The organism is Piscinibacter gummiphilus, from assembly GCF_002116905.1.
GTDB lineage: Bacteria > Pseudomonadota > Gammaproteobacteria > Burkholderiales > Burkholderiaceae_C > Rhizobacter > Rhizobacter gummiphilus.
On sequence record NZ_CP015118.1, the window covers coordinates 3,845,501 to 3,861,957 of the forward strand.

The 16,457-nt window shown below is 69.5% G+C and carries 10 protein-coding genes; 8 read left to right on the forward strand and 2 right to left on the reverse strand.

Going from position 1 to position 16,457, the window contains the following annotated elements:
• Nucleotides 1-52: 52 nt before the first annotated feature.
• Together A4W93_RS17325 and ettA are read right to left on the reverse strand one after the other, a co-directional pair.
• The gene (locus tag A4W93_RS17325) at nucleotides 53-2,050 is read right to left on the reverse strand and encodes a C1 family peptidase (protein WP_085751795.1); all 1,998 of its coding nucleotides are present in this window, start codon (nucleotides 2,048-2,050) and stop codon (nucleotides 53-55) included.
• A gap of 124 nt (nucleotides 2,051-2,174) precedes the next feature.
• Nucleotides 2,175-3,839 (reverse strand): energy-dependent translational throttle protein EttA, encoded by a 1,665-nt coding sequence (gene ettA / locus A4W93_RS17330; RefSeq protein WP_085751796.1) that lies wholly within the window; start codon nucleotides 3,837-3,839, stop codon nucleotides 2,175-2,177.
• Nucleotides 3,840-4,215: 376 nt separating this feature from the next.
• On the opposite strand from ettA, the gene A4W93_RS17335 reads away from it, so the two are divergent.
• The 8 genes from A4W93_RS17335 (at nucleotide 4,216) to dsbD (ending at nucleotide 16,435) form a co-directional block, all read left to right on the forward strand.
• A complete protein-coding gene (locus A4W93_RS17335; protein ID WP_085751797.1) occupies nucleotides 4,216-5,619 on the forward strand; it encodes a DEAD/DEAH box helicase in 1,404 nt (467 codons plus the stop codon).
• 736 nt (nucleotides 5,620-6,355) lie between these two features.
• The gene (locus A4W93_RS17340) at nucleotides 6,356-8,035 is read left to right on the forward strand and encodes a DUF1592 domain-containing protein (protein ID WP_169726556.1); all 1,680 of its coding nucleotides are present in this window, start codon (nucleotides 6,356-6,358) and stop codon (nucleotides 8,033-8,035) included.
• Nucleotides 8,032-9,513: a DUF1552 domain-containing protein gene (locus A4W93_RS17345; RefSeq protein ID WP_085751799.1), complete on the forward strand. Its 1,482-nt coding sequence runs from the start codon at nucleotides 8,032-8,034 to the stop codon at nucleotides 9,511-9,513. Before A4W93_RS17340 ends, A4W93_RS17345 begins: the two co-directional genes overlap by 4 nt.
• On the forward strand, nucleotides 9,510-12,677 hold the full coding sequence (locus tag A4W93_RS17350) for a choice-of-anchor D domain-containing protein (protein ID WP_085751800.1): 3,168 nt from the start codon (nucleotides 9,510-9,512) through the stop codon (nucleotides 12,675-12,677). The genes A4W93_RS17345 and A4W93_RS17350 overlap by 4 nt, the downstream gene beginning before the upstream one ends.
• 16 nt (nucleotides 12,678-12,693) lie before the next feature.
• The gene (locus A4W93_RS17355; RefSeq protein WP_085751801.1) at nucleotides 12,694-13,185 is read left to right on the forward strand and encodes a TlpA family protein disulfide reductase; all 492 of its coding nucleotides are present in this window, start codon (nucleotides 12,694-12,696) and stop codon (nucleotides 13,183-13,185) included.
• Nucleotides 13,186-13,202: 17 nt separating this feature from the next.
• Nucleotides 13,203-13,427 (forward strand): DUF4266 domain-containing protein, encoded by a 225-nt coding sequence (locus A4W93_RS17360; RefSeq protein WP_085754213.1) that lies wholly within the window; start codon nucleotides 13,203-13,205, stop codon nucleotides 13,425-13,427.
• Complete coding sequence (locus A4W93_RS17365) at nucleotides 13,414-14,601, forward strand: DUF3570 domain-containing protein (protein WP_157131679.1); 1,188 nt, start codon at nucleotides 13,414-13,416, stop codon at nucleotides 14,599-14,601. Before A4W93_RS17360 ends, A4W93_RS17365 begins: the two co-directional genes overlap by 14 nt.
• A gap of 10 nt (nucleotides 14,602-14,611) precedes the next feature.
• Nucleotides 14,612-16,435, forward strand: coding sequence for a protein-disulfide reductase DsbD (dsbD, locus tag A4W93_RS17370; RefSeq protein ID WP_085751803.1), 1,824 nt, complete (start codon nucleotides 14,612-14,614; stop codon nucleotides 16,433-16,435).
• Nucleotides 16,436-16,457: the final 22 nt, after the last annotated feature.

The window sequence follows — 16,457 nt, forward strand, 5'->3', positions numbered from 1 at the left end:
GCTTCTGGAACCGCCGGGACGCTCGCCCGGAACACGGCCGCCCACCGCGGCATCACGCCCGTCCGAGGATGAAGTCGACGATGTGCCGCTGCGTCAGCCGGTCATTGTCGAACCCGCCATGGCTCGTGCTCGCGGTCTCCGGCCCGGGTGCGACCCGCACCGTGGTGTTCGGCAGCGACGGCCCGTAGGCCTCGAAGAACTTCTGCATCCCGAGGATCGGCGTGGTGGTGCCGCCTTCGAACGACTGGCTCACGAGGTACAGCAGCGAGCGACGGTACGGGCCGCAGGTGTGGTCGTCCTCCTCCGCGCGGTCGGTGAGGTGGAACTGCTGGTAGCGCTTCACCGTGCCGTCGGCCAGGTGGGGCCGGACCTGCTCGTCGAACGCCTTCACCGTCACGGCCGGCGCCATGAAGCTCACCGACTCGAAGCGCAGGCCGTCCTGCGCGAGCCGGTCGATCATCGCGCTGGCGACGATGGAGCCGGCCGAGTGGCCCACGAAGTGCAGGCGGATCTTCTTGTTGGCCACGCCGTGCTTGAAGTGGCGGTACAGCAGCACGCCGCCGGCCTGTTCGTCGTCGGACGCATCGGGGCGGTAGGCGCTCAGCAGGTCGGCGTTTTCCTTCATCTCGCCCCAGATCAGCGTGCCCGGGCGCGCCAGCAGCCGCTCGAGGCGTTCGTTCCACCAGCGCTCGAACGAGAAACCGCCGCCCACGGTGCGCGGGATGCCCTTGATCGCGTCCTCGATGCAGTTGAGCGCGGTGGTGAAGAAGTCGGTCTCCCACATCAGGAAGACGGGGAAGATGCGCGCGTCGTAGAGCAGCGGGATCCACTGCGCGGCGATGTCGGCCGCGGCCTCCTCGCCCACCAGGCCGCCGTGCGCGAAGATGCAGACGTCGACGGTGTCGTCGTCCTTCAAGCCCCATCGCTTGCGGGCCTCGGCCAGGTGCACGTCGACGATGGCGCGCACGTCGTCGGGCTTCGTGCGGAACACGCCGCTGTTGCTCAGCGCGCCGTTGTTGCCCATGTTGACGATGAAGGGCGAGATCTCGCGGTTGCGCAGCACCTTGTCGGCGGCGAGCGCCACCTTGCCGGTCGCGCCCGTGCGCAACGTGATCGCCTGGGAGATCGCCGTGTGCTCGTGGGTCACCACGCCCAGCTGCGCCACCCAGCAGTCCATCGCGTTGTGCAGCCAGTCGTCGTAGGTGAGCAGCGCGTAGCCGTACGAGCCCCAGTCGGTGCCCCAGGAGTTCTGGATCAGGAAGCCGCGCTCGTTGTAGCCGACGATCGCGAAGGCGTGTCCCGCGTGGGCCGCCTCGCCGGGCAGCACGGGAATCTCCCAGATGTCCTTGAACGACGTGGGGCGCTTGCGGCGCGTCGGGGCGTTGATGCCCTCGTCCCAGCCCGAGTGGCAACCGGCGCTCACGAACAGGATGCCCACCTCGTTGAGTGCCGCGTGCAGGTCGGTGATGGCCTGCGGGTCGAGGCGGTAGTACGCGCCGAGCGGACGGCGCACGGCGTCGGCCCACCAGTCGTCCTTCAGCGAGCTGCTGGCCGCGGGCATGTCGAGGCCGGGGAACAGCACGTCACGGCAGGCGCCGTGCTTGAACCAGCCCTTGAGCGCGCCGCGCGTGCTGGAGCCCTCGTCCTCGGTGGACCCCGGGAACTCGTCGTACCGCCGCGCCATCGAGTACAGCATGAACGGCGAGATCGACGGCTTGGCCTCGCGGCCGGCCGAGCGCAGCAGGTGCTCGACCACGAGCGACAGGCCGAAACCGGTGCAGGCGTTGGTGCTGCCCTGGTGACGGACGGGCAGGCCGTCCTTCGGGAACAGCGTGGGCGCCGGCGCGCGGCCGACCGACGGGCGGAACCAGCGGTCGCGGTAATCGAGCGCATCGGGGCGCGCCATGCGCAGGAAACGCGTGTCGGCCACGGGGTCCGCGGTGGGTGCGGCCACCTTCTTCGGCGCAGCCGCCTTGCGGGCGGGGGACTTTGCAGCCGCCTTCCTGGCGGACGGGGTCGAGCGCTTGGACGAACGGGAGGCGGTGGCCATGCGGGGTCCTCGGAAGACGAAGGCCGCATCGTCGGTGCCCCGCCCGGGGCCCGTCAATCCACCCGGATGAGGAGGGGTGCGCAACATCTCACGATGCGCGCACCTCCGCACCTCGGTCCGGGGCTTACTTCAGTGCCTTGTAGCGCAGGCGCTTCGGCTTGGCACCCTCTTCGCCCAGGCGCTTCTTCTTGTCGGCCTCGTACTCCTGGTAGTTGCCGTCGAAGAACACCCACTTCGAATCGCCTTCGGCGGCGAGGATGTGCGTGGCGATGCGGTCGAGGAACCAGCGGTCGTGGGAGATCACGAGCAGCGAGCCGGCGAACTCGAGCAGCGCGTCTTCCAGCGCGCGCAGGGTTTCGACGTCCAGGTCGTTCGACGGTTCGTCGAGCAGCAGCACGTTGCCGCCGGCGATCAGCGTCTTGGCCAGGTGCAGGCGGCCGCGTTCACCACCGGACAGGCTGCCGACGAGCTTCTGCTGGTCGTTGCCCTTGAAGTTGAAGCGGCCGAGGTAGGCCCGCGACGGCATCACGAACTTGCCGACGACGAGGTTGTCGAGGCCGCCGGAGACGTCCTGCCACACGGTCTTGTCGCCTTCGAGCGATTCGCGGCTCTGGTCGACGAAGGCCATCTTGACGGTCGGGCCGATCTTCACGGTGCCGCTGTCGGGCTGCTCCTTGCCGGAGATCATGCGGAACAGCGTCGACTTGCCGGCGCCGTTCGGGCCGATGATGCCGACGATGGCGCCCGCGGGGATCTTGAAGCTCAGGTCGTCGATGAGCACGCGGTCGCCGAAGCTCTTGCTGACGTTCTCGAACTCGATGACTTCATGGCCCAGGCGGTCGGCCACGGGAATGAAGATTTCCTGGGTCTCGTTGCGCTTCTGGTATTCGAAGTCGCTCAGTTCCTCGAAGCGTGCGATGCGCGCCTTGCTCTTGGCCTGGCGGCCCTTGGGGTTCTGGCGCACCCACTCCAGTTCCTTCTTCATCGCCTTCATGCGGGCGTCTTCGGTGCGCTGTTCCTGCTCGAGGCGCGCTTCCTTCTGCTCCAGCCAGGTGCTGTAGTTGCCCTTGTACGGGATGCCGTGGCCGCGGTCGAGTTCGAGGATCCACTCGGCCGCGTTGTCGAGGAAGTAGCGATCGTGGGTGATGGCCACCACGGTGCCCGGGAAACGCTGCAGGTACTGCTCCAGCCAGTCGACCGATTCGGCGTCCAGGTGGTTGGTGGGTTCGTCGAGCAGCAGCATGTCGGGCTTGGACAGCAGCATGCGGCACAGCGCGACGCGGCGCTTCTCGCCGCCCGACAGCTTGCCGATCACGGCGTCCCACGGCGGCAGGCGCAGCGCGTCGGCGGCGATCTCGAGCTGCAGGTCGGCGTTTTCACTGCCGGCGGCCGCGATGATGGCTTCGAGCTCGGCCTGTTCGGCGGCCAGCTTGTCGAAGTCGGCATCGGGTTCGGCGTACTCGGCGTACACCTCGTCGAGGCGCTTCTTCGCGGCCAGCGCGCCGCCGATGCCTTCCTCGACCGCCTCGCGGACGGTCTGCTCGGGCGTCATCACCGGCTCCTGCGGCAGGTAGCCGATCTTCAGGTCGGGCATCGGGACGGCTTCGCCCTCGATGTCCTTGTCGATGCCGGCCATGATCTTGAGCAGCGTGCTCTTGCCCGAGCCGTTCAGGCCCAGCACGCCGATCTTGGCGCCCGGGAAGAAGCTCAGCGAGATGTCCTTGAGGATCTGACGCTTCGGCGGGACGATCTTGCCGACGCGGTTCATCGTGAAAACGTATTGCGCCATGGTTTACCGTGAGAGAAGTTGGGGGGTGCCGGGAGGGCGATCCCCCGGGCGGCGCGGGCCGCTGGCGCGCGCGTGGGGATCTGGGTCGGGACCGGAAACCCGCCATTATCCCGGACAAATGCCACGATCCGGCGGCCGGACCCCATTCACCTGCACCGTTTCGCCTGTGACACGGGGCGAACAAATGGCGATATCCCATGCATTCGAAGGGGCGGGTCACTAACTCTGCCCTGTAGAATGTTCATCAGCGCAAACCCTAATGCCGTCCGGACGTTTGCAACCTTTTGGCCCGAGCCTCGCTCAATCCAGCCCCTCGACGCGTCGGATCCCCAGGGATTTCCCTCGCCACGGCAGCCGGATTTCTTGATCGCCCTTCATGTCCTTTGCTTCCCTCGGCTTGGCCGAGCCCCTGCTGCGCGCCGTTGAAGAGTACGGCTACACGACCCCCACCCCGATCCAGACGCAGGCCATTCCCGTCGTGATGTCCGGGGCCGACCTGCTGGGCGGCGCCCAGACCGGCACGGGCAAGACGGCCGGGTTCACGCTGCCCACGCTGCACCGCCTGATGGAAAAGCCCGCCGTGCGCGACGCCCGCGGCCGCCTCCCCATCCGCGCCCTGATCCTCACGCCCACCCGCGAACTGGCCGCCCAGGTCGAGGAAAGCGTGCGCACGTACGGCAAGCACACCAAGCTCACCTCCATGGTGATGTTCGGCGGCGTCGGCATGCAGCCCCAGATCGACAAGCTCCGCAAGGGCGTCGACATCCTGGTGGCCACCCCCGGCCGCCTGCTCGACCACCACCAGCAGGGCACGCTCGACCTGAGCCACGTCGAGATCTTCGTGCTCGACGAAGCCGACCGCATGCTCGACATGGGCTTCATCCACGACATCAAGAAGGTGCTCGCGGTGCTGCCGGCCAAGAAGCAGAGCCTGCTGTTCTCGGCCACCTTCAGCGACGAGATCAAGGCGCTCGCCGACCGCCTGCTCAACAAGCCGGCCCTGATCGAGGTCGCCCGCCGCAACACCACGGCCGAAACCATCGCGCAGAAGGTCCACCCGGTGGGCCGCGAGATGAAGAAGGACCTGCTGTGCCACCTCATCAAGGAGAACGACTGGCACCAGGTGCTCGTGTTCACCCGCATGAAACACGGCGCCAACCGCCTCGTCGAACACCTCGAGAAGCAGGGCATCAGTGCCATGGCCATCCATGGCAACAAGAGCCAGAGCGCCCGCACCAAGGCCCTCGCCGAGTTCAAGACCGGTGAACTGCAGGTGCTGGTCGCGACGGACATCGCCGCCCGCGGCATCGACATCGACCAGCTCCCGCACGTCGTGAACTACGAGCTGCCGAACGTGCCGGAAGACTACGTGCACCGCATCGGCCGCACGGGCCGCGCCGGCGCGCAGGGCGAGGCGGTTTCGCTCGTCTGCGTCGACGAGAACGGCTTCCTGCGCGACATCGAGAAGCTCATCAAGCGCGAGATCCCGAAGGAAATCATCCCCGGCTTCGCGCCCCCGGCCGGTGAAAAGCCGGAACCCATCGTGCTCGGCCGCATGACCATCGGCGAAGGCGCTGGCCGCGGTGGCAACCGTGGCAGCCGCCACGGCGGCGGCGGCGGCGGCGGTGGTGGTGGACGCGGCGGCAACAACGGCGGCCGCTCCGGCAACGGTGGCGGTGGTGGTGGCGCCCGCCCGCCCCGCCAAGGTGGCGGCCCGGCCCGGCCGGCCGGTGCTGCGCCGCGGCAGGATGGCCGCCGTCCGGCCCCGCCCAAGCGCTGACCCTCTCCGCACGAGGCGCCCAACCGGGCGCCTTTTTTTTGGCCCGACACCATCGCACCGGTCTCGTGCGCGAGCCTCTCGCACGTTCGTGCGACACATGATTGCTGGATTGTTAACGTGCACATCGCCGCATCTCGGGCGACATCTTGCCGAACGAACAGCGATGTAGGCGGAAGTTGAAGTCGACTTGAGCAACGAAGTTCAAGTTTCGATGATTCCGAAGCCCAACCATGCGACTGCCCGTTCGGACACGACTTTTCATGTTGTCATACGTCTTAACAGGCCAAATCCAGCCAAGGTTCGGTCACGGGAATTCGTGATTTATTCACGAACGACCCCCTAACCTAGGGGATAAGAGCCCCAAAACTGCCCAAACTTGCTCAAAACAGGGCGTTCATGGCCGATTGTGTCGAACCGAAACAATGTTTCCGGCCTGCGCCTTGAAAACGTTGTCAAGAAACCCCTCTGTGACAGAGGTCGTACAACGATCCTCAACCCGTCCCGAGCCACAAAACCCGGATACGTTCAGACACGGCACGATCGTGCGTGCTGCCGATGATCCGCCCCCATCAATCACGGCTCGGGGAAATCGAACATGGGTGTCAGGCTCGGATGGGGAGCGCTGGTGCTTGCGCTCGCGTTGCAAGGATGCAATTCGGACGACAAGCCCGGTGGTGGCGGAACGTCGGGGACGAATGCGGGCGGAGGGAACCGTGCGCCGGATGCGGCGCCGACCTTGTCGCTGCCGGTGGATCCGCATGCGCAGGGTCCGGGGGTCACCGCCCTGGCCGCGGACTCGGGCACGAACCCGGGCTGTTTCACCGCGGTGCTGCCGCGGCGGTTGACCCGCACGCAGTTCATCAACGCGCTCACCGACTGGTCGGCGACGCTCGTCACCGACGCCGGGCTTCCGGCGCGCATCCGCACGCTGGTGATCGACACCGCCCAGTTCCCCCAGGACGCGTCGATCAACCCCGAGACCACGCGCCACCAGGGGTACTGGCGCCTGGACCCCACGGTGACCACGCGCCAGGTGGGTGGCATCAACACGGTGGCGCAGGCTCTCGCCGCCGATCTCGCCAGTTCCGACACCCGCGCCGCGAGCATCCTCGGCAACTGCTCGGGTGACGCCTGCCTCACCGCGTTCATCCGCAAGGCCGGCCGCACCCTGTTCCGCCAGCCGCTGACGGACGCCGAGGTCGCGGTGTACCGCAAGGTGGCGAACGGCGCCACCGACCGCGCCGCGCTCGTGAAGGTGCTGGCCACGATGATCGCGTCGCCGCAGACCTACTTCATCGTCGAGCGTGGCAACGGCAGCGGCTCGGGCGCCTGCGTGCCGCTCTCGGCCCACGAACTCGCGGCCCGGCTGTCGCTGCACCTGTGGGACACCCTGCCCGACGCCACGCTCGCCGCGCGGGCCGACGACGGCACGCTGATGCAGCCGGCCGTCTACCAGGCCCAGGTCACGCGCCTGATGGGTGACGCCCGCGCCGACCTCGCGCTGCGCAGCTTCTTCCGGCAGTGGTTCCGCCTCGACGACCTCGTCGCCATGAACGGCAAGGTGGGCAACGCCCGCTTCGACAAGTTCGCCGGCGACTACAAGCCGCTCGCGACCACCCGCGACGCGGCCATCGACGAAGTGCTCGACATGGTCTCGTACGTGGCCTCGAACAACGGCTCGCTGCAGCAGGTGCTGACCGACCGCCATTCGTTCGCCCGCACCGCGGACATCGCCTCGCTCTACAAGACCCCGGTGTGGAACGGCAGCAACACCCCCCCCGTGTTCACCGAAGCCGACCGGGTCGGCCTGCTGACCCGCATCGCCGTGGTCGCGAACGGCTCGTCCGACACCACGCTCCCGATCTCGCGCGGCGCGAAGGTCCTCAGCGCCCTCACCTGCCAGGCGCTGCCCCCGCCGGCCATGAACCAGACGAACGCGGGCGCGGACCTGTCCGGCGTGCTCACCACCCGCGAGCGCACCACACGCGTGACCGAGATGGAAGGCACGGCCTGCGTGGCCTGCCACAAGACCGTGCTCAACCCGTGGGGCTTCGTGCACGAGCGCTTCGACGCGCTGGGCCGCGTGCGTGCCTCCGAGGTAGTGCGCAACGATGCGGGCGACGTGCTCGGCGACAAGCCGCTCGACACCGCCGTGGTCGCCAAGCTCGACGGCATCGCGAGCCGGGCCATCTCGACTCCTGCGCAGGCGCAGCAGTACGTGCTCGACAGCGGCGCCTTCGAGGCGTGTTTCGCCCGCAACTACTTCCGCTACGCGTTCGGCCGCGCCGACGGCGCCGCCGACGCGCCGGTGGTCGAGGAAGTGCGGCAGCAGGCCGCCAACGGCGCCAACCTGCGCAGCCTGTTCGCATCCATCGTGACGCGCGACGAGTTCAAGACGATCCAGAGGCCGCAATGAAACCCAAATTCGATCCGGTCTCGCGCCGGCAATTCCTCGTCGGCGCCGGTGGCGTCGCCCTGTCCCTGCCCCTGCTGCCGTCGCTGCTGCCGCGTGAGGCGGAGGCGCAGACCGTGGCCGCCGCGTCGGCCGAGCGCTACTTCGCCCACATGACGACGTGGCACGGCGTGCTGCAGGCCCAGTTCTACGGCACGCTGCTCGACCTGCCGGCCACGGCCACCACCACCCACGCCGGCGTCGGCGTGCGCAGCGCGCCGCTGCCCACCGCGGTGACCAACGGCCGTGTCGTGCTCAGCGAGATCCTGAACGCCTCGTCGGCGAACCTGACGCCGCGGATGCTGTCGATGATGAACGTCATCAACGGCATCGACATCCCCGCGGGCCCGGGCCACAACCGCGGCGGCCCGCTCGGCGGCGACGCCGCGAACCCGAGCATCGACCAGGTGCTCGCGGGATCGGCGAAGTTCTACCCGAACGGTGCGCTGCAGCCGGCCATCGTGCGCAACCTGGTGTCGCTCTCGAAGACCTCGTCGGGCATCGTGCAGACCCAGGAAACGGCGGACAGCAACGTCAAGCTCTTCGACCGCCTGTTCAAGACCACGACGACGCCCGACACCGGTGCGCCCGCGCAGCCCGTGCTGGTCGACAGCGTGCGCGAACACGCGGCGCTGGTGAAGTCGGACCCGCGCTGCTCGGCGGACTGCCGCACGCGCCTCGACGAGTACCTGACGATGCTGTCGGAGGTGCAGGGCAAGGTGCAGCAGGGTGCGAACAGCAACTTCCCCCGCCCCACCGTCGACACCCGCGCGGTCGAGAACACGGCCGGCTTCTATGGCGAGCCCCAGAACCACGCGAAGTGCGAGCAGCTGTGGAACGACATCGTCGTGGCCGCGTTCACCGCCGGCATCACCCGCGTGTACGTGTGCGGTCCCACCTCGTACACCTTCGGCCCCGAGCCCGAGCACGCGTGGCACAACAACTACGCCCACAACATCGAGGCCGAGGCCTCGAAGCGCGCGGGCTTCAGCGCCGCGGTGCAACTGCAGTTCGAGTCGGCCCAGTTGGACCTCGCCCGCAAGATGGACGCGGTGCGCACGGCCGACGGCAGCACGCTGCTCGACAAGGGCTTCGTCTTCAGCGGCCATGAACTCGGCTCGGGTGGCAGCCCCGGCAACCACCACAACCGCTGCATCCCGATCGTGTCCTTCGGCAGCGCGGGCGGCTTCTTCAAGACCGGCCTGTCGCTCGACTACCGCGACATGAACTCGTTCCTGTGGTCCATCAGCCCGACCTCGCCGCGCTGGTTCTCCGGCCTCACCAACAACCAGCTGATGGGCATGGTGCTGCGCGCGATGGGCCTCTCGCCGGCCGACTACGGCGGCGGCACGTACGGCTATCCGAACGTGAAGGGCTCGAACAGCTACACCGACGCCATCTGGGCGGCCGGCGCCGAAAACCTGCCGTGGCTCAAGGCATGAACGCACTCCTCCGACGGGCCTTCGCCCGCTTCGCCGCGCTGGCCCTCGCCGGCACGGCCCTCGCCCCCGCGTTCGCGCAGGACGCCGCGACCGGCAAGGCGCTCTACAACAAGACCTTCGTCACCGGGGTCAAGAGCTGCCAGGCCTGCCACTTCGCACCGCGCAACGCGGCCGTGATGATCCGCGGCGCGGATGCCGCGCGCATCAAGGGCGCCTCGACGACGCAGTCCGACATGGCCCCGCTGCGCGGTGTCATCACCGACGCCGAGTACAACCACATGGCCAAGTACATCGCCGACGAGTACGGCGTGACACCGACCTACCTGTCGGCGTCCGCGGCCCCGTCGGTGTCGGTGTCGGCCACCTCGCTCTCGTTCGCGAGCCAGCGCGTGGGCACCACCGGCACGGCACAGACCCTGACCGTGACCAACGCGGCCGGCGCCACCGCCACGCTCGCCCTCAGCGCGATCGGCACCGGCAACGGGTCCGACTTCGTCGTGACCGGCGGCACCTGCGCCGTCGGGATGGCCGTCGCCGCGGGCAGCAGCTGCACCGTGAGCGTCGCCTTCAAGCCGGTGGCCACCGGCGCACGCACCGGCACCCTGACGCTGGCGCACAACGGCCCCACCGGGAAGGTGGACGTGGCGCTGTCCGGCACCGCGGTGGACACCACCCCCGTGGCCGCGCTGTCGCCCACCACGCTCTCGTTCTCGAGCGTCGTGGGGGTCGACTCGACCGTGATGCGCACGACGCTCAGCAACACCGGCAACGCCCCGCTCGTGCTGTCGTCCCTCGCCGTGGCCGGCACCCATGCGAGCGACTTCCGCGTCGCCTCCAGCACCACCTGCGCCACCAGCGCCAGCGTGGCCGGCGGGAGCAGCTGCGTGGTCGACGTGGTGTTCAAGCCGACGGCCGCCGGCGCCCGCAGCGCGTCGCTCGCGATCGCACACAACGCGACTGGCGGCCCCACCTCCGTCACCCTCGGCGGCACCGGCACCCTCACGCCGGAGCCGGGCATCGCCTTCGACGCCGTCGACGTGGACCTGGGCGCGGTGCCCGTCGCCACCACAGGCACCGCGCGCACCGTGACACTGACGAACACAGGCGCCGCCGCCCTCGTGCTGTCGGACCTCACCGTCACCGGCACGGACGCCGACGACTTCGTGCGCGGGGGCACCTGCGCCAAGGGCGGCTCGGTGGCCTCGCGCGCCACCTGCACGATCACCTTCGCGCTCAAGCCCGTGACCCTCGGCGCCAAGACGGCCACGCTGACCGTCGCCAGCAACGCGCCCGGCAGCGCGGCCACGCTCGCGCTGCGCGGCACCGCGGTGCGCACGCCGGCACCCCTCGTCAGCCTGTCGCAGGCGTCCCTCGGGTTCGGCACCGTGACGTTCGGCACCACCTCGGTGGTCCGCAGCGTCGTGCTGACGAACGACGGCACCGCGCCGCTGACCGTGAGCAAGGTCGCGAGCAGTTCCACCGAATACGTCGCCTCCCACGACTGCCCGGCCACGCTCGCCACCGGCGCCTCGTGCCTGATCTCGGTCTCGTACAAGCCGACCGAGGCGGTGTCCGCCGAAGCGGTCGTGATCACGACGAACGCGCTCAGTTCGCCGAACTCGATCGTGGTGACGGGCGAAGGCTCCAGCCAGGCGCTGTCGGTGGTGGTGTGGCAAGGCAACAGCACGGCGCTGAACTTCGCCTCGACCATCGTGGGCGAGACCACCGCGTCGCAGACGCTCACGCTCGTCAACCAGGGGCCGTCCGCGGTCACGCTGACGACCCTCGGCATCGCCGGCGCGTCGGCCTCGTCGTACGCCATCGCGGGCACGTCGACCTGCAAGCTCGGGCTGTCGCTGGCCGTCAACGGCACGTGCACCACCATCGTGAACTTCGTGCCCGGCCAAGCCGGCAAACACGTCGCCAGCCTGCAGGTGGCCGGCACCGGCACCCTGCCGGGCGACATCACGCTGACCGGTGTCGCAACCGCCAAGAGCACCCCGAACGGCGCGCTGTCCGCCAGCAGCCTCGCGCTGGACTTCAGCGGCACCGTCGTCGCGCCGGGCAGCTCGTCGGCCGCGCAGGTCGTGACGGTGACGAACACCGGCACGGGCGCGGCCGCCCTCACCGGCGTGCAGGTCGCGGCGCCGTTCGCCATCGCGTCCGGCACCTCCGGAGCCTGCCCGGCCGGTGCCTCGTCGCTGGCCGCGGGCGCTTCGTGCAAGGTCGCGGTGGTCTACTCGCCCACCGTGGCCGGCACCCACACGGGGTCGCTCACCATCGGCAGCACGGCCTCGAGCCTGACGGTGACACTCAAGGGCCTGTCGCTGCCCTCCTCGGCCGGCGTGCTCACCGCCAGCACGGCCCAGCTGGACTTCACGTCGCCGATCACGCCGCCGGGCCAGGTGTCGGAAGCGAAGTCGGTCACGCTGTCGAACGGCGCCGTGGCGCCCATCTCGATCACGAAGACCGAGGCCAGCCTCCCGTTCAAGGTGACGGCCACCACCTGCGGCACCACGCTCGCGGTCAACAGCAGCTGCACGGTGTCCGTGGCCTTCGCGCCCACCGCCGCCGGCGCATCGTCGGGTTCGCTGTCGGTGACCACCGGTGCCGGCCAGGTGCTGCAGGTGAACCTCGCCGGTGCGTCGTCCACCGGTGGCGACACACCCGGCACGCCGCCCGACGGCAACAGCAGCGTGCTTGCGGCCGACATGAAGTCGCAAGGCTTCATCGGCGCGCTGGGCGTGCTGTCGGAAGCCAAGGCCACGACGTTCAGCAACACGGGCAGCACCGCCCTCGTGATCCGCGACGTCAACACCTCCGGCCCGTTCGAGGTCGTCAACGGCGCGGCCGACGCGTGCCGAACCGCGCAGACGCTGGCCGCGGGCGCCTCGTGCTCCGTCGCCGTGGCCTTCCGCGCACCGATGAGCACCGGCGACACGAGCGGCGCGCTCACCGTCACCGCCGCGGCCAGCGGCAGCAGCACGGTCGAGTCCCGCACCGTGCGCCTCGACGGCCGCGCCATGGCCACCAACGCGGGTGGCCGCAGCGACGACCCGCAAACCGGCGGCGGCGCCGCCGGCCTCGACACCCTCCTGCTGCTCGCACTGGCGGTGCTGCTTGCCACCGTCGCCCGTGCGCGCCGCGCCTCCGACTTCCACTGACTCCAAGGACATCCCGATGAAGTTCCGCTCCCTCCTCCTCGCCGCCCTCGTGGCGTTCACCGGTTCCGCCATGGCCCTCGAGGCCGGCCAGGCCGCGCCCGCGCTCGACGTGGCCGGTGCCAAGGACCCGGTCAGCCTCTCCGCCCTGAAGGGCAAGGTCGTGTACGTCGACTTCTGGGCGTCGTGGTGCGCGCCCTGCAAGCAGTCGTTCCCGTGGATGAACGAGATGCAGGCGAAGTACGGCAACCGCGGCTTGCAGATCGTGGCCGTCAACGTCGACGCGAAGCGCGAGGACGCCGACCGCTTCCTCGCCGAAGTGCCCGCGAATTTCGTGATCGGCTACGACGCCAAGGGCGACAGCCCGAAGCGCTTCCAGATCAAGGGCATGCCCAGCTCGGTGCTCGTGGGTCCCGACGGCCAGGTCATCAAGGTCCACGCCGGCTTCCGTCCGGACGAACGCAAGGCGCAGGAAGACGCGATCGTCGCGGCCCTCGCCCAGATCAAGTGACCCGCGGAGAACCCCTCGTGAGAATCCACCTCCTGATCGCCGGCCTCGCGGTGTCGGCCGGCCTGGCCGGCTGCGGCACCTTCGCGCTGCCGCAGCCCTGGGAAAAGGGCAACCTCGCCCGGCCCGAGATGACCCTCGGCGGCGACCCGCTCGAACAGCGCTACCAGCAGCACATCTACACCAGCAAGGAAGCGGCCAGCGGCGGCTACGGCGTCGGAGGAGGTGGCTGTGGCTGCAACTGACCGCAATGGCGCCGTCGCGTACGGCAACGTCGTGATGGCCGCGCTGGCCCTCCACACCGGGCTCGCGCCCGCGACGGCCCAGGCCGAGACCGCGCCCGAACACGGCGTGATCGCCCTGCGCTACCTGCACTACAAGGACCAGCAGGACGTCAAGGTCCAGTACCCCAACTACAGCGGCACCGAAGGCTCGTCGTTCAAGCGCATCACCGCCAAGTCGCCGTCGGTGTACGTGATGGCGCCCATCGGGTCCGACTGGACGATCGAGGCCTCGGCCGTGATCGACGAGGTGTCGGGCGCCACGCCGCGCAACTACTCGGACGTGTCCGGCGCGACGCCCAAGCCCGGCATGAACGACTACCGCAAGGCCGGCGACGTGCGGGTCTCTCGGCACTTCTCGCGCGGCGGCGTCAGCATCGGCGCGAGCCATTCGGAGGAGCACGACTACCGCTCCACGGCGGTGTCGGTCGAGGGGCGGGTCTCCACCCCCGACAACAACACGACGCTGACGGTCGGCCTGGCGCACGCGGAGGACGCGATCAACCCGGTCAACCAGATCGTGGTCAACGAGGCCAAGCGCACCAACGAGCTGATCGTCGGCGTGACCCAGGCCCTCACGGCGAACGACCTCGTGCAGGTCAACGCCACCTACGCCTCCGGCGAGGGCTACTACTCCGACCCGTACAAGAACAACGACCGCCGGCCCGATCGCCGCAAGCAGGCCGCGGGCCTGCTGCGCTGGAACCACTTCGTCGACACGCTGAACGCCACGGCCCGCACCAGCTACCGCTACTACCAGGACTCGTTCGGCATCGCGGCCCACACCGTCGAGGCGGCGTGGGTGCAGCCGGTGACCCGCTGGCTGTCGGTGACACCGTCCGCCCGCTACTACACGCAGAGCTCGGCCGACTTCTACTACGACCCGGTGATGGACTCGGCGTACTACCCGGGCCCGATCGTCCCGCAGATGTTCTCCACCACCGACCAGCGCATGTCGGCGTTCGGCGCCATCACGCTCGGCCTGAAGGCCGAGCTGCGGTGGGCCGACTGGACCACCGACGTGAAGTACGAACGCTACGAGCAGCGCAGCAACTGGCGCAGCTTCGGCAACGGGTCGCCCAACGTCGACAACTTCCAGGCCGACTCGGTGCAGGTCGGCGTGAGCCGCAAGTTCTGAGGACCGGACCATGCGACTTCCACGTCCCCCCGCGCTGCTCCGGGTCGCCGCCGTCCTCGCGGCCTGGGCCGCGCTGACCTCACCCGTGCGGGCCGCCGATGCCGAGTTCCTCGACCCGGAACAGGCGTTCGTGCTGTCCGCGTCGGCGCCGGCGCCCGAGGTCGTCTCGGTGCGGTTCGACATCGCGCCGGGCTACCGGATGTACCGCGAACGCTTCGCCTTCGAGGCCGATGGCGGATCCGCCGCGGTGCAGGCCGAACTGCCCGCGGGCGAACGCAAGTTCGACGAGACCTTCCAGAAGGACGTCGAGGTGCACCGCGGCACGCTCGACATCCCGGTGCGCGTGGCCGGTGCCACCGCACCGTTCACGCTGAAGGTCACGAGCCAGGGCTGCGCCGACGCCGGCCTGTGCTACCCGCCGCAGCAGCAGGCGCTGCACGTGCAGGTGGCCGACGGCCGGGTCGTGGCCGTCTCGCTCGGCTCCGGTACTGCACCGTCCGCGCCTTCCGCCACCCCCGACTCGCTTCCGGTCCAGGCCGCGCCCGCCGGGCGCATCGAATCGGCCCTGCAGTCGGGCAACCTCGTGGTCGTCGCCGGCGTGTTCCTGCTGGCCGGGCTGCTGCTGTCGTTCACGCCGTGCGTGCTGCCGATGGTGCCCATCCTGTCGTCGATCATCGTCGGCCAGGGCGCGCCGGTCTCCCGCGCACGCGGCTTCGCGCTCGCGGCCAGCTACTGCCTCGGCATGGCGCTCGTCTACACCGCGTTCGGCGTGGTGGCGGGCCTGCTCGGCGAGGGCCTCGCCGCGTCCATGCAGAACCCGTGGGTGCTCGGCGCGTTCGCATCGCTGCTCGCGCTGCTCTCGCTGTCGATGTTCGGGTTCTACGAACTGCAGATGCCGGGCTTCGTGCAGAACAAAGTCAGCGAAGCCTCCGGCCGGCTGAGCGGAGGCAAGTTCGCAGGCGTGTTCGTGATGGGCGGGCTGTCGGCGCTCATCGTCGGCCCGTGCGTGGCCGCGCCGCTCGCGGGCGCCCTCGTCTACATCAGCCGCACGCACGACGTCGTGATCGGCGGCGTCGCGCTGTTCTCGCTGGCCTGCGGCATGAGCGCGCCGCTGCTGCTCGTGGGCCTGTCCGCGGGGTCGCTGCTGCCGCGCACCGGCGCGTGGATGGAGCGTGTCAAGCACGTCTTCGGCGTGCTGCTGCTCGCCGTGGCGCTGTGGCTCGTGTCGCCGGTGCTCCCCGCGTGGGCCCTGATGTCGCTGACCGGCGCCCTGCTCACCGTCACCGCCGTCTACCTCGGCGCATTCGATCGCCTGCGCGACGGTGCGTCCGGCATGACGCAGCTGTTCAAGGGCGTCGGGGTCGTGATGGCGCTGGTCGGGGCCGCGCAGTTCGTCGGCGCGCTTTCGGGCGGCCGCGACACGTTCCAGCCGCTCGCGCACCTCGCATCGCGCGGGGGCGGCGCGGCCCTCGTCGCGGAAGGCCCGGCCTTCCGCCGGGTGAGCACCGTGGCCGAGCTGGAACAGGCGGTCGCCGCCGCCGGCCGGCCGGTGATGCTCGACTTCTATGCCGACTGGTGCGTGTCGTGCAAGGAGTACGAGCGTTTCGTGTTCACCGACGAGCAGGTGCGCAAGCGCCTCGGCGACTTCACGCTGCTGCAGGTCGACGTGACCGCGAACAACACCCACGACAAGACCCTCCTCAAGCGCTTCGGCCTCTTCGGCCCGCCGGGCATCGTGTTCTTCGGCGCCGACGGGCGCGAGAACACCGCGACCCGCGTGGTCGGCTACCAGCCGAGCCACGAGTTCGTCCGCACCCTCGACGCGGCCCTCTGACCTGATCGACCTGTTCCCCGTC